Origin of the sequence: Mesorhizobium sp. M0500, assembly GCF_040321165.1 — a bacterium.
In the GTDB taxonomy this organism is placed as follows: Bacteria; Pseudomonadota; Alphaproteobacteria; order Rhizobiales; family Rhizobiaceae; genus Mesorhizobium.
In genome coordinates, this window is the sequence record NZ_JAMYRB010000008.1 from 44,160 (window position 1) to 62,179 (window position 18,020).

General features: G+C 62.3%; 17 protein-coding genes. 1 reads left to right on the plus strand and 16 read right to left on the minus strand.

Annotation, left to right across the window (positions count from 1 at the left end; all coding sequences use genetic code 11):
* Nucleotide 1: 1 nt before the first annotated feature.
* The 16 genes from nuoN to NKI70_RS16825 all read right to left on the minus strand — a co-directional run bounded on the left by nuoN (nt 2) and on the right by NKI70_RS16825 (nt 16,476).
* Nucleotides 2-1,438, minus strand: a complete 1,437-nt coding sequence (nuoN, locus tag NKI70_RS16750) for an NADH-quinone oxidoreductase subunit NuoN (protein ID WP_352589712.1) — start codon at nt 1,436-1,438, stop codon at nt 2-4.
* Between the two features lie 18 nt (nt 1,439-1,456).
* Nucleotides 1,457-2,962 (minus strand): NADH-quinone oxidoreductase subunit M, encoded by a 1,506-nt coding sequence (locus tag NKI70_RS16755; protein WP_352724756.1) that lies wholly within the window; start codon nt 2,960-2,962, stop codon nt 1,457-1,459.
* Nucleotides 2,962-4,935 carry an NADH-quinone oxidoreductase subunit L gene (nuoL, locus tag NKI70_RS16760; RefSeq protein ID WP_023676619.1) on the minus strand — a complete coding sequence of 658 codons (1,974 nt, stop codon included), beginning with the start codon at nt 4,933-4,935 and terminating at the stop codon, nt 2,962-2,964. Before nuoL ends, NKI70_RS16755 begins: the two co-directional genes overlap by 1 nt.
* A 10-nt stretch (nt 4,936-4,945) precedes the next feature.
* Nucleotides 4,946-5,254, minus strand: coding sequence for an NADH-quinone oxidoreductase subunit NuoK (gene nuoK / locus NKI70_RS16765; RefSeq protein WP_023676620.1), 309 nt, complete (start codon nt 5,252-5,254; stop codon nt 4,946-4,948).
* 1 nt (nt 5,255) lies between these two features.
* The gene (locus NKI70_RS16770; RefSeq protein ID WP_023676621.1) at nt 5,256-5,876 is read right to left on the minus strand and encodes an NADH-quinone oxidoreductase subunit J; all 621 of its coding nucleotides are present in this window, start codon (nt 5,874-5,876) and stop codon (nt 5,256-5,258) included.
* Between the two features lie 118 nt (nt 5,877-5,994).
* A complete protein-coding gene (nuoI, locus tag NKI70_RS16775) occupies nt 5,995-6,486 on the minus strand; it encodes an NADH-quinone oxidoreductase subunit NuoI (RefSeq protein WP_023676622.1) in 492 nt (163 codons plus the stop codon).
* The gene (nuoH, locus tag NKI70_RS16780; RefSeq protein WP_023676623.1) at nt 6,486-7,529 is read right to left on the minus strand and encodes an NADH-quinone oxidoreductase subunit NuoH; all 1,044 of its coding nucleotides are present in this window, start codon (nt 7,527-7,529) and stop codon (nt 6,486-6,488) included. Before nuoH ends, nuoI begins: the two co-directional genes overlap by 1 nt.
* Nucleotides 7,530-7,531: 2 nt before the next feature.
* A complete protein-coding gene (gene nuoG, locus NKI70_RS16785) occupies nt 7,532-9,613 on the minus strand; it encodes an NADH-quinone oxidoreductase subunit NuoG (RefSeq protein WP_352699373.1) in 2,082 nt (693 codons plus the stop codon).
* Nucleotides 9,614-9,687: 74 nt separating this feature from the next.
* Nucleotides 9,688-10,383, minus strand: coding sequence for a helix-hairpin-helix domain-containing protein (locus tag NKI70_RS16790; protein ID WP_352699371.1), 696 nt, complete (start codon nt 10,381-10,383; stop codon nt 9,688-9,690).
* A 77-nt stretch (nt 10,384-10,460) separates the two neighbouring features.
* Nucleotides 10,461-11,765, minus strand: coding sequence for an NADH-quinone oxidoreductase subunit NuoF (gene nuoF / locus NKI70_RS16795; protein ID WP_023676626.1), 1,305 nt, complete (start codon nt 11,763-11,765; stop codon nt 10,461-10,463).
* 10 nt (nt 11,766-11,775) lie between these two features.
* Nucleotides 11,776-12,837 carry an NADH-quinone oxidoreductase subunit NuoE gene (nuoE, locus tag NKI70_RS16800; protein WP_352589702.1) on the minus strand — a complete coding sequence of 354 codons (1,062 nt, stop codon included), beginning with the start codon at nt 12,835-12,837 and terminating at the stop codon, nt 11,776-11,778.
* Between the two features lie 435 nt (nt 12,838-13,272).
* Nucleotides 13,273-14,463 carry an NADH-quinone oxidoreductase subunit D gene (locus tag NKI70_RS16805; RefSeq protein ID WP_352699369.1) on the minus strand — a complete coding sequence of 397 codons (1,191 nt, stop codon included), beginning with the start codon at nt 14,461-14,463 and terminating at the stop codon, nt 13,273-13,275.
* Nucleotides 14,464-14,558: 95 nt separating this feature from the next.
* Entirely contained in the window at nt 14,559-14,909 is a 351-nt protein-coding gene (locus NKI70_RS16810; protein WP_352699367.1) for a four helix bundle protein, read from the minus strand.
* A 21-nt stretch (nt 14,910-14,930) separates the two neighbouring features.
* On the minus strand, nt 14,931-15,533 hold the full coding sequence (locus NKI70_RS16815; RefSeq protein ID WP_023676630.1) for an NADH-quinone oxidoreductase subunit C: 603 nt from the start codon (nt 15,531-15,533) through the stop codon (nt 14,931-14,933).
* Between the two features lie 5 nt (nt 15,534-15,538).
* Nucleotides 15,539-16,120, minus strand: coding sequence for a NuoB/complex I 20 kDa subunit family protein (locus NKI70_RS16820; RefSeq protein WP_023670824.1), 582 nt, complete (start codon nt 16,118-16,120; stop codon nt 15,539-15,541).
* Nucleotides 16,111-16,476, minus strand: a complete 366-nt coding sequence (locus NKI70_RS16825; RefSeq protein ID WP_352699365.1) for an NADH-quinone oxidoreductase subunit A — start codon at nt 16,474-16,476, stop codon at nt 16,111-16,113. The genes NKI70_RS16820 and NKI70_RS16825 overlap by 10 nt, the downstream gene beginning before the upstream one ends.
* Nucleotides 16,477-16,812: 336 nt before the next feature.
* Between NKI70_RS16825 and NKI70_RS16830 the strand changes: the two genes are divergently transcribed.
* Nucleotides 16,813-18,012, plus strand: coding sequence for a winged helix-turn-helix domain-containing protein (locus tag NKI70_RS16830; RefSeq protein ID WP_352699362.1), 1,200 nt, complete (start codon nt 16,813-16,815; stop codon nt 18,010-18,012).
* Nucleotides 18,013-18,020 lie beyond the last annotated feature (8 nt).

Consider the following 18,020-nt stretch of genomic DNA (forward strand, 5'->3'; position numbering starts at 1 on the left):
GTCAGAAGAAGGTCTTGGCCGCGGCTGCGGCGTAGGTTCCGATCGGGCCGCCGATCAGCACGTAGAACAGCACGAAGGCGCCACAGACACCGAGCACGACGCGCAGTTCGGACGCCATCGGCACGAAGCCGCCGACCGGTTCGTCGAACCACATGATCTTGATGATACGCAGATAATAGTAGGCGCCCACCACAGAGGCGAGCACGCCGATGATCGCCAGCGCGTAGAGGTTGGCATTGATGGCGGCGAGGAACACGTACCATTTCCCCCAGAAGCCGGCGAGCGGCGGGATGCCGGCCAGCGAGAACATCAGGATGGTGAGGATCGTCGCCATGATCGGATTGGTCGCCGACAGGCCGGCGAGATCGCTGATCTGCTCGACATTGCCCTCCTTGCGCCGCATGGCGAGGATGAAGGCGAAGGTGCCGAGCGTCATCACCAGATAGATCAGCATGTAGATGGCGACGCCGCGCACGCCATCCTGGCTGTTCGCGGCAAGGCCGACCAGCGCATAACCCATATGACCGATGGAGGAATAGGCCATCAGCCGTTTGATGTTGGTCTGGCCGATGGCCGCAAAGGCACCAAGCGCCATCGAGGCGATCGAGATGAAGACGATGATCTGCTGCCAGTCGGCGGCGATCGGCTTGAAGGCGCCCATGGTGACGCGCACCATCAGCGCCATCGCCGCCATCTTCGGTGCCGCCGCCAGAAAAGCCGTCACCGGCGTCGGCGCGCCTTCATAGACGTCGGGCGTCCACATATGGAACGGCACCGCCGAGATCTTGAAGGCAAGGCCGGCCAGCACGAAAACCAGGCCGAAGACGAGCCCAAGCTGGCGCTCACCGCCGCTCAGCGCCGTGGCGATCTCCTGGAAGCCGGTGTTGCCGGTGTAGCCGTAGACCAGCGAGATACCGTAAAGCAGCATGCCCGACGACAGGGCGCCAAGGACGAAATACTTCAGCCCGGCCTCGGTCGAGCGCAGATTGTCCCGATTGATCGCCGCCAGCACGTAGATCGCCAGCGATTGCAGCTCGAGGCCGAGATAGAGCCCGATCATGCCGTTGGCCGAGATCATCAGCATCATGCCGAGCGTGCAGAGCAGGATCAGCACCGGATATTCGAACTTGTCGAAACGCTCCGCCTGGGCAAAGCGGACCGACATGACCAGCGTCACCGCCGAGCCGACGAGCGCCAGCACCTTCATGAAGCGGGCGAACGGATCCTGGATGAAGGCTTCGCTATAGGCGTTGCCCTGTCCCGGCGAAAAGACCAGCCAGGCGCCGGCGATCACCAGCACGGCGACGGCAAGGCCGCTCACCGTGACAGTGGTGTTGGCGCGCGAATAGGCGCCGAGCATCAACAGCGCCAAGGCGCCGATGGCGAGGATCAGCTCTGGCGTCGAGAGCGACAGGCTTGAGAGAAGGTCCGGCGTCATGGTTCGCAAAACCCCCAGTCAGTTCGCCGCCGCGGTCTGCGCGGCGCCGATGGATGCGGTGACATTGGTAACGAGCGCCTTGACCGATTCGGCGGTCGCGTCGAAGATCGGCGCCGGATAGACGCCGAAGAAGATGACCAGCGCGACCAGCGGATAGATGATCACCTTCTCGCGCGTCGACAGGTCGAGCAGGCCTTTCAGGCTTTCCTTGGTCAGCGCGCCGAAGATCACCTTGCGGTAGAGCCAGAGCGCATAGGCCGCCGAAAGGACGACGCCGGTGGCGGCGAAGAACGCCACCCAGGTGTTGACCCGGAACACGCCGAGCATGGTCAGGAACTCGCCGACGAAGCCGCTGGTGCCGGGCAGGCCGACATTGGCCATGGTGAAGATCATGAACACGGTTGCATATTTCGGCATGTTGTTGACCAACCCGCCATAGGCGTCGATGTCACGCGTGTGCATGCGGTCGTAGACGACGCCGACGCAGAGGAACAGCGCGCCGGAGACCAGGCCGTGCGACAGCATCTGGAAGATCGAACCCTGGACGCCTTCCTGGTTCATCGCGAAGATTCCCATGGTGACGAAGCCCATGTGAGCGACCGACGAATAGGCGATCAGCTTCTTCATGTCCTCCTGCATCAGCGCCACCAGCGAGGTGTAGATGATGGCGACGACGGAGAGCGGGAAGATCAGCGGCGCGAACATTTCGGATGCGATCGGAAACATCGGCAGCGAAAAGCGCAGGAAGCCGTACCCACCCATCTTGAGCAGGATGGCGGCCAGGATTACCGAGCCGGCCGTCGGTGCTTCGACATGCGCGTCCGGCAGCCAGGTGTGCACCGGCCACATCGGCATCTTCACCGCGAAGGACGCGAAGAAGGCAAGCCATAGCCAAGTCTGCATATTGGCCGGGAAGTTGTGGGTCAGAAGCGTCGGGATGTCGGTGGTGCCGGACTGGAAGAACATCGCCATGATGGCGAGCAGCATCAGCACCGAGCCGGCCAGCGTGTAGAGGAAGAACTTGAACGAGGCATAGACGCGCCGCTTGCCGCCCCACACACCGATGATGATGAACATCGGGATCAGGCCGGCTTCGAAGAAGACATAGAACAAGACGATGTCGAGCGCGCAGAACACGCCGATCATCAGCGTCTCGAGCAGCAGGAAGGCAATCATATAGGCCTTGACGCGCTTCTCGATCGATTCCCACGAGGCGAGGATGCAGAGCGGCATCAGGAACGTGGTCAGGATGACGAACAGCATGGAGATGCCGTCTACGCCCATATGATAGGAGATGCCGGAATCCAGCCAGGCAAACTTCTCGACGAACTGGAAGCCGGGCTGCGAATTGTCGAAGCCGGTCCAGATGAACAGCGAAATCACAAACGTGAACGCGGTCGTGAACAGTGCTATGGCGCGGATGTTGCGGCGCGCGTTCTCGCTGTCGTCACGCACGAAAAGGATGAGCAGCACACCAACCAGCGGCAGGAAGGTGACCAGCGATAGGATCGGCCAGGCGGTCATCAGAGCATCATCCAGGTGACGAGTGCGGCAACGCCGATCAGCATGGCGAAGGCATAGTGGTAAAGATAGCCGGTCTGCAGCTTGACGACCCGGTTGGTGACGTCGACGACGCGCGCCGAAATGCCGTCCGGCCCGAGCCCGTCGATGACGGTGCCGTCGCCGGTCTTCCACAGGAAGCTGCCGAGGCGCTTTGCCGGCCGCACGAACAGGAAGTCGTAGAGCTCGTCGAAATACCATTTGTTGAGCAGGAAGGCGTAGAGCAGGCGATGGTTGGCGGCGACGCTCCGAGGCATTTCCGGCGCGCGAATATAGAACTGCCAGGCAATCGCAAAGCCGATCAGCATGGCGATGAACGGTGACAGCTCGACCCACAACGGCACTTCGTGGATTTCGTGCAGGATGTGGTTGTCCGGCAGCGTGAACAGCGACGCCTTCCAGAATTCGGCATAGCCCTCGCCGAAGAAGGCGCCGTGGAAGATCACGCCGGCAAACAGCGCGCCCGCCGCCAGGATGAACAGCGGCACCAGCATGACCGGCGGCGATTCATGGACATGGTGCATGACCTCGTGGCTGGCCCGCGGCTCGCCGTGGAAGGTCATGAAGATCAGCCGCCAGGAGTAGAAGGAGGTGAAGCAGGCAGCAATGACCAGCAATATGAAGGCAAACGCGGCGACCGCATTGTGGCCGGCGAAGGCCGCTTCGATGATGGCGTCCTTGGAAAAGAAGCCGGCCGTGCCGATGATCGTTACCGGGATGCCGACACCGGTCAGCGCCAGCGTGCCGATCACCATCATCCAGTACGTTTTCGGAATGAGCGTCCTCAGGCCGCCCATCTTGCGCATGTCCTGCTCGTCGGAGACGGCGTGGATGACCGAGCCCGAGCCGAGGAACAGCAGCGCCTTGAAGAAGGCGTGCGTGAACAGATGGAAGATCGCCGCGCCATAGGCGCCGACGCCGAGCGCCACGAACATGTAGCCGAGCTGCGAACAGGTCGAATAGGCGATGACGCGCTTGATGTCGTTCTGGACGAGACCGACTGTCGCCGCGAAGAAGGCGGTGAAGGCGCCGATGAAAGTGACCACGGTCAATGCCGAATGCGACAGCTCGAACAGCGGCGACAACCGCGCCAGCATGAACACGCCTGCCGTCACCATGGTCGCGGCATGGATCAGTGCCGAGACCGGCGTCGGGCCTTCCATGGCATCCGGCAGCCAGGTGTGAAGCGGCACCTGCGCCGACTTGCCCATGGCGCCCATGAACAGGAGCAGGCAGACAACCGTCATCGCAGCCTGCTTGTCGAGCGCATAGCCGAGGAAGGTCAGCACGGCCGGGCCTTGCGGCGCGCCTTCCGCCGGAATGAACGTCGCCGCATTGGCGAAGATGGTGCCGAGATTGACCGAGCCGAACAGCACGAACACGCCGAATATGCCGAGCGCAAAGCCGAAATCGCCGACGCGGTTGACGACGAAGGCCTTGATCGCAGCCGCATTGGCCGACGGCTTCTTGTACCAGAAGCCGATCAGCAGATAGGAGGCAAGGCCGACGCCTTCCCAGCCGAAGAACATCTGCACGAGGTTGTCGGCCGTCACCAGCATCAGCATGGCGAAGGTAAACAGCGACAGATAGGCGAAGAAGCGCGGCCGGTCCGGATCGTGATGCATGTAGCCGATCGAGTAGATATGGACCAGCGACGACACCGTGTTGACAACTACCAGCATCACCACCGTCAGCGTGTCGATCCTGAGCGCCCAGGACGCCTCCAGCCCGCCCGACTGGATCCAGCGCATCACCGGCACGGTGAACACCTCTCCGCCGCCGAAGCCAACCGAGAAGAAGGCGACCCACGACAGCACGGCCGCGATCACCAGGAAGCCCGAGGTGATGTATTCGGAAGCCTTGGCCCCGAGCGAGGTGCCGAACAGGCCGACGATCAGAAAGCCGAGCAGCGGAAGGAAGACGATGGCCTGATACATGGTGGTTCCGTCAACCCTTCATCATGTTCACGTCTTCGACCGCGATCGAGCCGCGGTTGCGGAAGAAGACGACGAGAATGGCAAGGCCGATCGCCGCTTCGGCCGCCGCGACCGTCAGCACGAACAGTGCGAACACCTGGCCGACCAAATCGCCGAGCGCCGCCGAAAAGGCGACGAAATTGATGTTGACCGCAAGCAGGATCAGCTCGATCGACATCAGGATGACGATGACGTTCCTGCGGTTCAGGAAGATGCCGAACACGCCGAGCGTGAACAGGATCGCCGATACGGTCAGGTAGTGCGCGATGCCGACGACCATCTCAGACTCCTTCGCCCGTCTTGACCTTGCGGATTTCCACTCCGGTTGCCGCCGTGCGGCCGACCTGGGCGGCGATCGACTGCCGCTTGACGCCCGGCTTGTGGCGCAGCGTCAGCACGATGGCGCCGATCATGGCGACCAGCAGCACCAGCCCCGCTACCTGGAAGTAATAGAGGTAATCCGTATAGAGGATGTCGCCGAGCGCTGCCGTGTTGGAGCGCGCGGCCAGGTCCGGAATGGGTTTCGCGACCGTCGCCGCCAGTTTCGGCGCGAATGTATAGCCGCCGAGCACCACGATCAGCTCCGCCGCCAGGATCAGCCCGACCAGCGCGCCGATCGGTGCATATTGCAGGGCGCCTTCCTTCATTTCGGCGAAGTCGACGTCGAGCATCATGACGACGAACAGGAACAGCACCAGCACCGCGCCGACATAGACGACGAGCAGGATCATCGCCAGGAACTCGGCGCCGGTCAGCATGAACAGGCCGGCGGCGTTGAAGAAGGTCAGGATCAGGAACAGCACCGAATGCACGGGATTGCGCGCCGATATGACCATGAACGCCGATGCCACCGCGACAAAGGCGAAGAGGTAGAAAAAGGCCGCCTCTAGTCCACTCAGCATGGGTTCCCCCGGGTTTCCTGTCAGAACAGGACGTTCGTCCTGTTTTTTGCCACCGCCTCCGGTCGGCAAGTTGCGTGTTCCTTAAACCAGGCCCCTCGCCCCGTCCATGCGTCAAATATCAGCGGTAAGGCGCATCCAGCGAGATGTTGCGCGCCAGCTCACGCTCCCAGCGGTCGCCATTGGCCAGGAGCCTGTCCTTGTCGTAATAAAGCTCCTCGCGCGTTTCCGTCGCGAATTCGAAATTCGGCCCCTCGACAATGGCGTCGACCGGGCAGGCTTCCTGGCAGAAGCCGCAATAAATGCATTTCACCATATCGATGTCGTAGCGCACGGTGCGCCGTGTGCCGTCGTTGCGGCGTGGGCCGGCTTCGATGGTGATGGCCTGTGCCGGGCAGATCGCCTCGCACAGTTTGCAGGCGATGCAGCGTTCCTCGCCGTTCGGATAGCGGCGCAGCGCATGTTCGCCGCGGAAGCGCGGGCTGACCGGCCCCTTTTCATGCGGATAGTTGATCGTCTCCTTCGGCGCGAAGAACTGGCGCATCGACAGGAAGAAAGCGCTGACGAAATCCTGCAAAAGCAGTGACTTGGCGGCCTGGGATAATGCTGACATCAGGCAAACCCGGTGAGTTTGAGAAAGGCGGCGGTGGCGACCACCATGAACAGCGAGATCGGCAGGAAGACCTTCCAGCCGAGCCGCATCAGCTGGTCGTAGCGATAGCGCGGCACGAACGCCTTCACCATGGAGAACATGAAGAACACCAGGCAGACCTTGAGCACGAACCAGATGAGCCCCGGCACCCAGGTGAAGGGTGCGAAGTCGAAGGGCGGCAGCCATCCGCCGAGGAACAATATGGTGGCCAGTGCGCACATCAGGACGACGGCGACATATTCGCCGAGGAAGAACAACAGGAACGGCGTCGAGGAATATTCGACCATATGGCCGGCGACGAGTTCCGATTCGGCTTCCACAAGGTCGAAGGGCGGCCGGTTGGTCTCGGCCAACGCCGAGATGAAGAAGACGATGAACATCGGGAACAGCGACAGCCAATGCCAGTCGAGGAAGGTGTTGGGCAGGCCGAGCCGCGTGCCCAGCCCGTCCTGTTGCGACAAGACGATGTCGGACAGGTTGAGCGAGCCGACGCAAAGCAGCACGGTGACGATGACGAAGCCGATCGAGACCTCGTAGGATACCATCTGCGCCGCCGAGCGCAGTGCGCCGAGGAACGGGTATTTCGAATTGGAGGCCCAGCCGCCCATGATGACGCCATAGACCTCGAGCGAGGAGATGGCGAAGACATAGAGGATGCCGACATTGACGTTGGCGATCGCCCAGCCTTCATTGACCGGTATGACCGCCCAGGCGGAGATCGCCAGCACCGCCGACACCAAAGGCGCCAGCAGGAAAACGCCCTTGTTGGCGCCGGACGGGATGACCGGCTCCTTGAAGACGAATTTCAGCAGATCGGCGAAGGCCTGCAGTGTGCCCCATGGGCCAACGACATTCGGGCCTCGGCGCAATTGCACCGCCGCCCAGATCTTGCGGTCGGCGTAAAGCACATAGGCGACGAAGATCAACAGAACGACGATCAGCACGACCGACTTCAAAAGGATCAGCAGCGCCGGCAGCACGTAGAAGGAGAAGAAGGTGTCCATGTCTACTCCGCCGCCTGCCTGAAGCCGTTCTTCGCCAAAGCCGAGCATTCGGCCATCACCGCGGAAGCCCGCGCGATCGGGTTGGTCAGGTAGAAATCCTTGACCGGCGAGGTGAAGGTGCCCTTGTTCAACCGCCCGCCGAGCTTGGCAACCCTGGCGATGTCGGCCGGGTCGCCGGCCGCGACATGATCGATGCGGGCAAGATGCGGGTATTCCGCATAGAGCTTTGCGCGTAGCTGCGGCAGTGAATCGAAAGGTAGCTTCTTGCCCAGCACATCCGACAGTGCCCGAAGGATCGCCCAGTCCTCGCGCGCCTCGCCGGGCGCGAAGCCGGCACGGTTGGTCTGCTGCACGCGCCCCTCGGTGTTGACGAAGGTGCCCGACTTTTCGGTATAGGCGGCACCCGGCAGGATGACGTTGGCGCGATGCGCGCCCTTGTCGCCATGCGTGCCGATATAGACGACGAAAGCGCCGCCGGTCTTGGCCATGTCGATTTCGTCGGCACCGAGCAGGAACAACACATCGGTCTCGCCAAGCATGCCGGCGACGTTCCTGCCGCCCTCGCCCGGCACGAAGCCGACATCGAGGCCGCCGACGCGTGCCGCCGCGGTGTGCAGTACGGCAAAACCGTTCCAGTCGGCCCTTGCAGCATTGACGGCGACGGCGAGCTTCGCCGCTTGGCCAAGCACGGCCGCGCCGTCCGGACGCGCCAGCGCACCCTGGCCGACGATGATCAGCGGATGCGTCGCCTTCTTCAGCAGCTGGAAGAACTTGCCGTTGCCGTCGGCCAGATCCTTCAGCGATTCTGGCCCGGCGCCGAGCTGCTCGTAATCATAGCGTGTATCGCCGACATCGCCGATGACGCCGACCGGCAGATTGCCGGCCCGCCAGCGCTTGCGGATGCGAGTGTTGAGCAAGGAGGCCTCGAAGCGCGGATTGGCGCCGATGATCAGCACCGCATCGGCCTGTTCGATGCCTTCGATGGTCGGGTTGAAGACATAGCTCGCCCGGCCGAGCGACGGATCGAGTGCGGCGCCGTCCTGGCGGCAGTCGGTGTTCTTCGAGCCGAGCGAAGCCATCAGAAGCTTCAGCGCGTAGATCTCCTCGACGGCTGCGAGATCGCCGGCAATGGCACCGATCTTTTCGGGTGCCGCATTCGACACCGCTTCCTTGATCGCGGCAAAAGCCTCGGCCCAGCTTGCCGGGGCCAGTCTGCCATCCTTGCGCACATAGGGGCGGTCGAGGCGCTGCGTGCGCAAACCGTCCCAGATGAAGCGGGTCTTGTCGGAAATCCACTCCTCGTTCACCGCCTCGTTGGTACGCGGCAGGATGCGCATCACTTCGCGGCCCCGGCTATCGACGCGGATCGCGGAGCCGACGGCGTCCATCACGTCGATGGATTCGGTCTTGGTCAGTTCCCACGGCCGTGCCTGGAAGGCATAGGGTTTGGAGGTCAGCGCACCGACCGGGCAAAGGTCGATGACATTGCCCTGCAGTTCCGAAGTCATCGCGCTTTCGAGATAGGTGGTGATCTCGGCATCCTCGCCGCGGCCGATCAGGCCGAGCTCGGATATGCCGGCAATCTCGGTGGTGAAGCGGACGCAGCGCGTGCAATGGATGCAGCGGTTCATGATCGTCTTGACCAGCGGCCCGATATACTTGTCTTCGACCGCCCGCTTGTTCTCATGGTAGCGCGAGGAATCGACTCCGAACGCCATCGCCTGGTCCTGCAGGTCGCACTCGCCGCCCTGATCGCAGATCGGGCAATCCAGCGGGTGGTTGATCAGCAGGAATTCCATCACGCCTTCGCGTGCCTTCTTGACCATCGGCGTGTTGGTGAAGATTTCCGGCGGCTCGCCATTCGGACCGGGGCGCAGGTCGCGCACGCCCATGGCGCAGGACGCCTGCGGCTTGGGCGGGCCGCCCTTTACTTCGATCAGGCACATGCGGCAATTGCCGGCGATCGACAGCCGCTCGTGGAAGCAGAAGCGCGGCACTTCCGCCCCGGCGTCCTCGGCCGCCTGCAGCAGCGTGTAATGGTCGGGTACAGTGATCTCTTTCCCGTCGACCTTGAGCTTTGCCATTTCGCCTCAAACCCCTGCGGACGTTCCGCAATCTTTCCTTCCGGGCGCAGCCGAGACCGCGCACGATATTGAATTCACTTTTTGGCCGCGGCCAACGCGGCCGCCTGACCGATCCAGCCGTCACGGCCGATGCGGCCCTTCAACGACAGGTAATCTTCGACCCAGGCGATCTCTTGCGGCGTCCACGCGGCGATCTGGGCGTATGTCCAGATGCCAAGGCCGTTCAGCACCTTTTCCAGTTTCGGCCCGATGCCCGATATCGCCTTGAGGTCGGCGGGCTTGGCTGGCCGATCCATCGGCTTGGGCTGCTTGAAATCCTCCGGCATCAGCCCGGCCGACGCATCCGCTGCAACGGTGCCGGCATTCGCCAAGCTCCGCGCCGCGGTGCTCGTCGCAATGTCGGTCACGTCATTGGCGAAGGACTGCGCCTCGGCAATCAGGGTTTTGGTCGCTGCGCGCGCCTTTGTCGAGGAGCTTTTGCCGGTCGCGGAAAAGCGTTCCGTCCGGGCCTCGAAATCCTCGGCGACCGGCTGCCAAAGCCGCTGCGAGGTTTCGGCCGCGCCCGAAAGCACGCCCATCCAGATGCCAAAGGCGTGGTTGGCAAGACCGATGCCGAGTGCCGTCATCGCCGCCGCGCCCGCGACAGGATGCGCCAGGAGATTGACGGCATTGGCCATCTCCTTCGGCATCATCCTGGTCAGATCCTGGTTCATCTTCAACAACGGGTCCATATCGGGCGTAAAATCGTCGGGTGTCGAAAACAGCGACATAGGTGGTCTCCTGGTCGTTTCCGTCTGCCCCGCGCTCGTTTCCTCGTGTCGGACATTCGTCCGCATTTTGAATACTTCTATTCCGCCGCCGCCAGCACCGGTTCGGCACGGTGCGCGTTGCGCGAAAACTCATCGATGCGCCGCTCCACCTCGCCGCGGAAATGCCGCATCAGGCCCTGGATCGGCCACGCCGCCGCGTCGCCCAGTGCGCAGATCGTGTGGCCCTCGACCTGCTTGGTCACGTCGAGCAGCATGTCGATCTCGCGCTTCTGCGCTTCGCCGCGCACCAGCCGCTCCATCACCCGCCACATCCAGCCGGTGCCTTCACGGCAGGGCGTGCACTGGCCGCAGCTTTCGTGCTTGTAGAAGTAGGAAAGCCGCGCGATCGCTTTCACGATATCGGTCGATTTGTCCATGACGATGACAGCCGCCGTGCCGAGGCCCGATTTCAGATCGCGCAGCGCGTCGAAATCCATCGGCGCGTCGATGATTTGCTCGGCCGGAACCAACGGCACCGAGGCGCCGCCCGGAATGACCGCCAGCAGATTGTCCCAGCCGCCGCGGATACCGCCGCAATGCGTCTCGATCAGCTCGCGGAACGGGATCGACATCGCCTCTTCGACGGTGCACGGATTGTTGACGTGACCGGAGATGCAGAACAGTTTGGTGCCGACATTGTTGGGCCGGCCGAAGGACGAGAACCAGGCAGCACCGCGGCGCAGAATGGTCGGCGCGACAGCGATGGACTCGACATTGTTGACCGTCGTCGGGCAGCCATAGAGGCCGACATTGGCCGGAAACGGCGGCTTCAGCCGCGGCTGGCCCTTCTTGCCCTCGAGGCTTTCGAGCAGCGCCGTTTCCTCGCCGCAGATATAGGCGCCGGCGCCATGGTGCATGTAAATGTCGAAATCGTAGCCGGAGGTGTTGTTCTTGCCGATCAGCTTGGCCGCATAGGCCTCGTCTATGGCGCGTTGCAGCGCCTCGCGCTCGCGGATGAACTCGCCGCGCACATAGATGTAGGCGGCGACCGCGCCCATGGCGAAGCCGGCAAGCAGGCAGCCTTCGACCAGCGTGTGCGGGTCGTGGCGCAGTATGTCGCGGTCCTTGCAGGTACCGGGCTCGGATTCGTCGGCATTGACGACGAGATAGCTCGGCCGGCCGTCGCTTTGTTTGGGCATGAACGACCATTTCAGCCCGGTCGGGAAACCGGCACCGCCGCGGCCGCGCAGGCCCGATGCCTTCATCTCGTTGACGATCCACTCGCGCCCCTTGGCAACGATGCCGGGCGTGTTGTCCCAGGCGCCGCGCGCCATGGCACCGGCCAGCGACTTGTCGAAGCGGCCGTAGATGTTGTTGAAGATGCGGTCTCTGTCCTGAAGCATTGCTCGTTCCTCAGACCGGCTTCTTGCCGGTCGGCCGGCTCTTGTTTCCGAGCGACGGTTTGGTCGCCTTGGCGGCAGCCTTCGCCGGTTTAACCTTGGCCTCCGGCGCTTTGAAAGCAGACGCCGGCTCGGCCTTGTTCTTGGGGCCTCTGCGCTGTTTCGAGACGTCCTCGACCTGCGGTTCGGCCTTGTTGGCATTGGCGGCCGAATGCAGAGGCGCTGCGACGCTCGCCGCCCTTTCCGCCGCGGGCGCGACTTTCGTCGCCGACGGCGATTTCAGCGCCGGGTTGGTCTCGACCGCGTCGGTCTTCGGCTTGCTGGCATTCGAGGGCGCAACCGGCGCCGGCGCGGCAGGAGCAGCTGGCGGAACTGATGCTGCGGCGGCAGCCGCCGGCTCTGCATCCTTGGCGGCCTTGGTCGCCGCCCTGGTTTCCCGGTCGCGGGTCGCCTTGAGGATCGCCTTTTCGCTCTTGAGGGTCGTCAGGCCGCTGGCCGGCTCGGAAGTGATGCGGCCGTTTTGCGGTCCTGGCGTCACCGAAGCACCTTTGCCGGCGTCATAAAGGTCGATGATCTCGGCAAGCCGCTCCGGCGTCAAATCCTCATAGGTGTCCTTGAATATCATCACCATCGGTGCGTTGACGCAGGCGCCGAGGCACTCGACCTCCTCCCACGACAGCGTGCCCTTGTCATTGGTGTGAAACTGGTCGTGATGGATCTTCGAGCGGCAGACATCCATCAGCGCTTCCGAGCCGCGCAGCATGCAGGGCGTGGTGCCGCAGACCTGGATATGCGCGCGGGTGCCGACCGGATTGAGCTGGTACTGGGTATAGAAGGTGGCGACTTCCAGCCCACGGATATAGGGCATGTCGAGCATGTCGGAGATCGTTTCGATCGCCGCCTTGGTCACCCAGCCTTCCTGCTCCTGCGCCAGCATGAGCAAGGGGATGATCGCGGATTGCTCGCGTCCCTTCGGATATTTCTTGATCCACTGCTTCGCCGCCGCCGCATTCGCCCGGTTGAAGGCGAAGGAGGCTGGCTGGAGGCTGGCTTCTGCGAGACGGCGGACTGACATTGCGATTTCGCTTCTTCGGTTTCTACTGGCGGGAGCCATAGGCACGATAGCAATCCTCGGATCGCCCCAAAACGCATACGAACTCTTCATTTCCACGCTTCAGGCGGATGTATCCGTCATAGCGGCTATACACCCAAGCTATTGGCTTGCAACGATATTCTTCGGGGATCAATGACGCTACGAGGTTGTCATGAACCGCGCAGTTGGACGATGTCGACGGCCGGCCATGGACAAGAATGCCCTCATCCATTGCTGGGGTCTGGGTGCTCAAGCCACGGACTGTAAGCAGATCGCCTTCTGCAATAAGCTTGAACCCCTCTTTGAGAAGATCGGTTGACGAGGGACCCTCACCGGACCCAGCAAGCGACACTTCAGCGGAAGCCGCAAGGCATGCCGCGGCCAGAAACGCCTTTGACGGTCGAGCCATTCCCATCATCACCGATCGACCTCACCAAACACGATGTCGAGTGAACCTAACACGGCGGTGACGTCGGCCAACATGTGGCCGCGACACAAAAAGTCCATGGCCTGGAGATGCGCGAAGCCGGGCGCGCGCAGCTTGCAGCGATAGGGCTTGTTGGTGCCGTCGGAGACCAGATAGACGCCGAACTCGCCCTTCGGTGCCTCGACGGCGGCATAGACCTCGCCGGCCGGCACGCGGTAGCCTTCGGTGTAGAGCTTGAAGTGATGGATCAGCGCTTCCATCGAGCGCTTCATCGCCGCGCGCTTCGGCGGCACCACCTTGCCGTCGAGGTTGGACACCGGCCCGCTGCCCTCCTTACCGAGCAACAGGTCGACGCATTGGCGCATGATCTTGGCCGACTGGCGCATCTCTTCCATGCGCACCAGATAGCGGTCGAAACAGTCACCGTTCTTGCCGATCGGAATGTCGAAATCCATCTCGGCGTAACATTCATAGGGCTGCGATTTGCGCAGGTCCCAGGGTGCACCCGAGCCGCGCACCATGACGCCCGAAAAACCCCAGGCCCAGGCGTCGGCCAGAGACACCGTCGCGATGTCGACATTGCGCTGCTTGAAGATACGGTTGCCGGTCAAGAGTGAGTCGAGGTCGTCGACCGATTTCAGGAACGGGTCGATCCAGCTGCCGATGTCCTCGACCAGCTTCTGCGGCAGGTCCTGGTGGACGCCGCCGGGGCGGAAATAGGCGGCATGCATGCGCGAGCCGCTGGCACGCTCATAAAACACCATCAGCTTTTCGCGCTCGACGAAGCCCCACAGCGGCGGCGTCAGCGCACCGACATCCATCGCCTGCGTCGTCACATTGAGGATGTGCGACATGATGCGGCCGATTTCCGAATAGAGAACTCGGATCAACTGGCCCCGCTTCGGCACCTCGATGCCGAGCAGCCGCTCGGCGGCGAGCGCAAAGGCGTGCTCCTGGTTCATCGGCGCGCAATAATCGAGCCGGTCGAGATAGGGCACGGCCTGCAGATAAGTCTTGGCCTCGATCAGCTTTTCGGTGCCGCGGTGCAACAGCCCGATATGCGGATCGACGCGATCGACGACTTCGCCGTCAAGCTCCAGCACCAGACGCAAAACGCCGTGCGCCGCTGGATGTTGCGGGCCAAAATTGATGTTGAAGTTGCGAACGGAGGTTTCAGCCATGAGCGTGTTGCTCGCGCGCCACGTGAATGGTGAATGGTGAATGGTGAATAGTCATTGGCCTGAATCGACCTCCAGCGATCGAATGAACGAACGCATCATCTTCCCAACTTCTCGAACCTGACCGACAACAGCCCTGCACTCTTCTCGTCCAACAGTCCCACGCTCATCGAAAGAAGCGTATGGGTTTCCAGTTCCTTCAACGAACCTTGCGCAATACGAAGGAACTGAACGAAGGGCTTGCGCTGACCGCGGCCGAAACCCTCGGCGATATTTGCCGGTATCGACGATGCCGCGCGCCGCATCTGGGATGTCATGCCGAACATTTCCTCTCGCGGGAATGCTTTCGTCGCGAGATAGATGTCCGCAGCCAATACCATCGAATCCTTCCATACGTTCAGATCTCGATAGTCGTTGATTTTCCCGGACGTTCCATCCCGCTTTTCCATTCACTATTCACAATTCACCACTCACTGCTTTGCCTTCTCGTCGCCTGGAAGGACGTAATCCGTCCCCTCCCAAGGGCTGAGAAAATCGAAATTGCGGAATTCCTGTTTGAGCTCGACCGGCTCGTAGATGACGCGCTTGGCTTCGTCGTCGTAACGCACCTCGACGAAGCCGGTCAGCGGAAAGTCCTTGCGCAGCGGATGGCCTTCAAAGCCGTAATCGGTCAGAATCCGCCGCAGATCCGGATGGCCTGAAAACAGCACGCCGTAGAGATCGTAGGTCTCGCGCTCGAACCAGTCGGCGCCGGGATAAATCCCGGTGATCGACGGCACGAGCGTCTCTTCGTCGGCCTGGACCTTGATGCGGACGCGGATATTCTGTCTCGGCGACAGCAAATGATAGACCACGTCGAAGCGCTTTGCCCGCGACGGATAATCGGCGCCGCAAACGTCGATGATCGAGATGAACTGGCATTTCGGATCGTCGCGCAGGAAGGTGACCACCTCGATCAGGTCGCGCGGCTCGACCGAGATGGTGAGTTCGCCATAGGCGAGCACCGCCACGCCGATCCGGCCGATCAGCTTCTCGCCGAGATAGGTCGAGAGGTCGTTCAACGCCTGGGTCATGCCGCTCACCGCTCTATCGTGCCGGTGCGGCGGATCTTCTTCTGCAGCAGAAGGATGCCGTAAAGCAGCGCCTCAGCGCTCGGCGGGCAGCCGGGCACGTAGATGTCGACCGGCACGATGCGGTCGCAGCCGCGCACCACCGAATAGGAATAATGATAATAGCCGCCGCCATTGGCGCAGGAGCCCATCGAGATGACGTAGCGCGGCTCCGGCATCTGATCGTAGACCTTGCGCAGCGCCGGCGCCATCTTGTTGGTCAGCGTGCCGGCAACGATCATGATGTCGGACTGGCGCGGCGACGCGCGCGGCGCGACACCGAACCTCTCCGAGTCATAGCGCGGCATCGACGTATGGATCATCTCGACGGCGCAGCAGGCGAGGCCAAACGTCATGAACATCAGCGAGCCACTGCGCGCCCAGGTGATCAGAGCCTCGGTCGAGGTGACGAGAAAGCCCTTGTCGGCGAGCTCGTTGTTGATCTCCAGGAAGAACGGGTCGTCAGACCCTACCGGCCTGCCGGTGTTGGGGTCGATGAGGCCCTTGGGCTTCGGCGCGACGAGCGTGCCGGAACTGTCGTTCAATCCCATTCCAGCGCTCCTTTTTTCCATTCATAGGCAAAGCCGATGGTCAGCACCGCCAAAAACACCATCATCGACCAGAAACCGAGCATGCCGATCTGACTGAACGACACCGCCCAAGGAAACAGGAAGGCCACCTCCAGATCGAAGATGATGAACAGGATCGACACCAGGTAGAAGCGGATATCGAACTTCATGCGGGCGTCGTCGAACGAGTTGAAGCCGCACTCATAGGCAGAAAGCTTTTCCGGATCGGGGTTGCGGTAGGCCACCAGGAAGGGTGCGGCGAGCAGCGCCAGCCCGACGATCAGCGCCACGCCGATGAACAGGACGATGGGCAGGTACGAACTCAACAATGCGTTCATTCTGCAGCTTTCCGTTGCGGCCAATCCACTCTGATTACAGCACCGGACCCACTTGCGGAAGCGTGACAGTTTAACCACTGAACCGTTTGAAGAGGGCTCTATGCTGCAACGCGGCGAGGGTTAGCGCAGCGCTTTCGGCGAAGCAAGTCAAACCTTGTTCAAATCGCGGTGCTGGACGGCATATCCGGGAAAACTGGTCCGATCCGCTCCTGTTTGATTTCCTTCACTTTTTACTCCACTTTTCTCTCCTGACATGGATGCCGCCAAAACCCTGCTAGCATAGCGCGGAATCGCAGGTCATTTTCTCTGTCCTAAAATCGTCCGGATACCGCCTTCATGAAGGAAAAAATCTCGCTTGCCATGGCCCGTCGCATTGCGCTCGCGGCACAGGGATTCAATGACCCGCGCCCCACCGGCACGCCCGACCGCCGGCATCTGGCCCGCGTGCTTGCCCGTACCGGCCTGCTGCAGATCGATTCCGTCAGCGCCGTGGTGCGCGCCCACTATATGCCTCTTTATTCGCGGCTTGGCCCCTACAAGCTGGCGCTGCTCGACGCCGCCGCTGTCACGCGCAAGCGCATGGTCTTCGAATACTGGGCGCACGAAGCCTCCTTCTTGCCGGTCGAGACCTATCCGCTGATGCGCTGGCGCATGCAGCGGGCCGAGCGCGGCGACGAAATGTACAGCGGGCTGGCCAAATGGGGCCGCGAGCACGCCGCCTATATCGAAGACATCTATCGCGAGGTCGCCGAACGAGGCCCGATCGCGGCGTCGGCTTTCGAAGGGCAGAAGGGTTCGGGCGGCTGGTGGGGCTGGAGCCATGCCAAGCATGCCTTCGAGTGGCTGTTCTGGGCCGGCCGCATCACCACTGCGCATCGCCGCGGCTTCGAGCGGTTCTACGATCTGCCGGAGCGCGTGCTGCCGCCGGCGGTACTCGCGCTACCGGTTCCCTGTCCCGAGGATGCACATCGCGAATTGCTGCGCATCTCGGCCCGCGCCCACGGCATCGCCACGGCAGGAGACCTGCGCGACTATTTCCGGCTGTCGCCCGCCGACATCAAGGGCCGCATCGAGGAACTGGTCGAGGCCGGCGACCTGTTGCCGGTGAGCGTCGAAGGCTGGAACAAAACAGCCTATCTCCACAAGGACGCCCGTTTGCCGCGCAAGATCGAGGCGCGCGCCTTGCTCGCGCCGTTTGATCCTGTCGTCTTCGAGCGGTCGCGCACCGAGCGGTTGTTCGACTTCCACTACCGCATCGAGATCTACACGCCGGCCGAAAAGCGCCGGTATGGCTATTATGTGCTGCCATTCCTGCTCGGCGACAGCATCGTCGGGCGCGTTGACCTTAGGGCCGACCGACCGGCCGGCGTGCTGCGCGTCCATGCCGCCTATGCGGAGCCCGGCGCCTCGCTGCAAACCGCAGCCGAGCTTTTCGAAGAATTGAAGCAGATGCAGGGCTGGCTCGGCCTGGAACGCATCGAGGTGACCGCTGCCGGCGACCTCGGCCGGCCGCTCGCGGATATCGCCGCGTCATAGACGTGCGT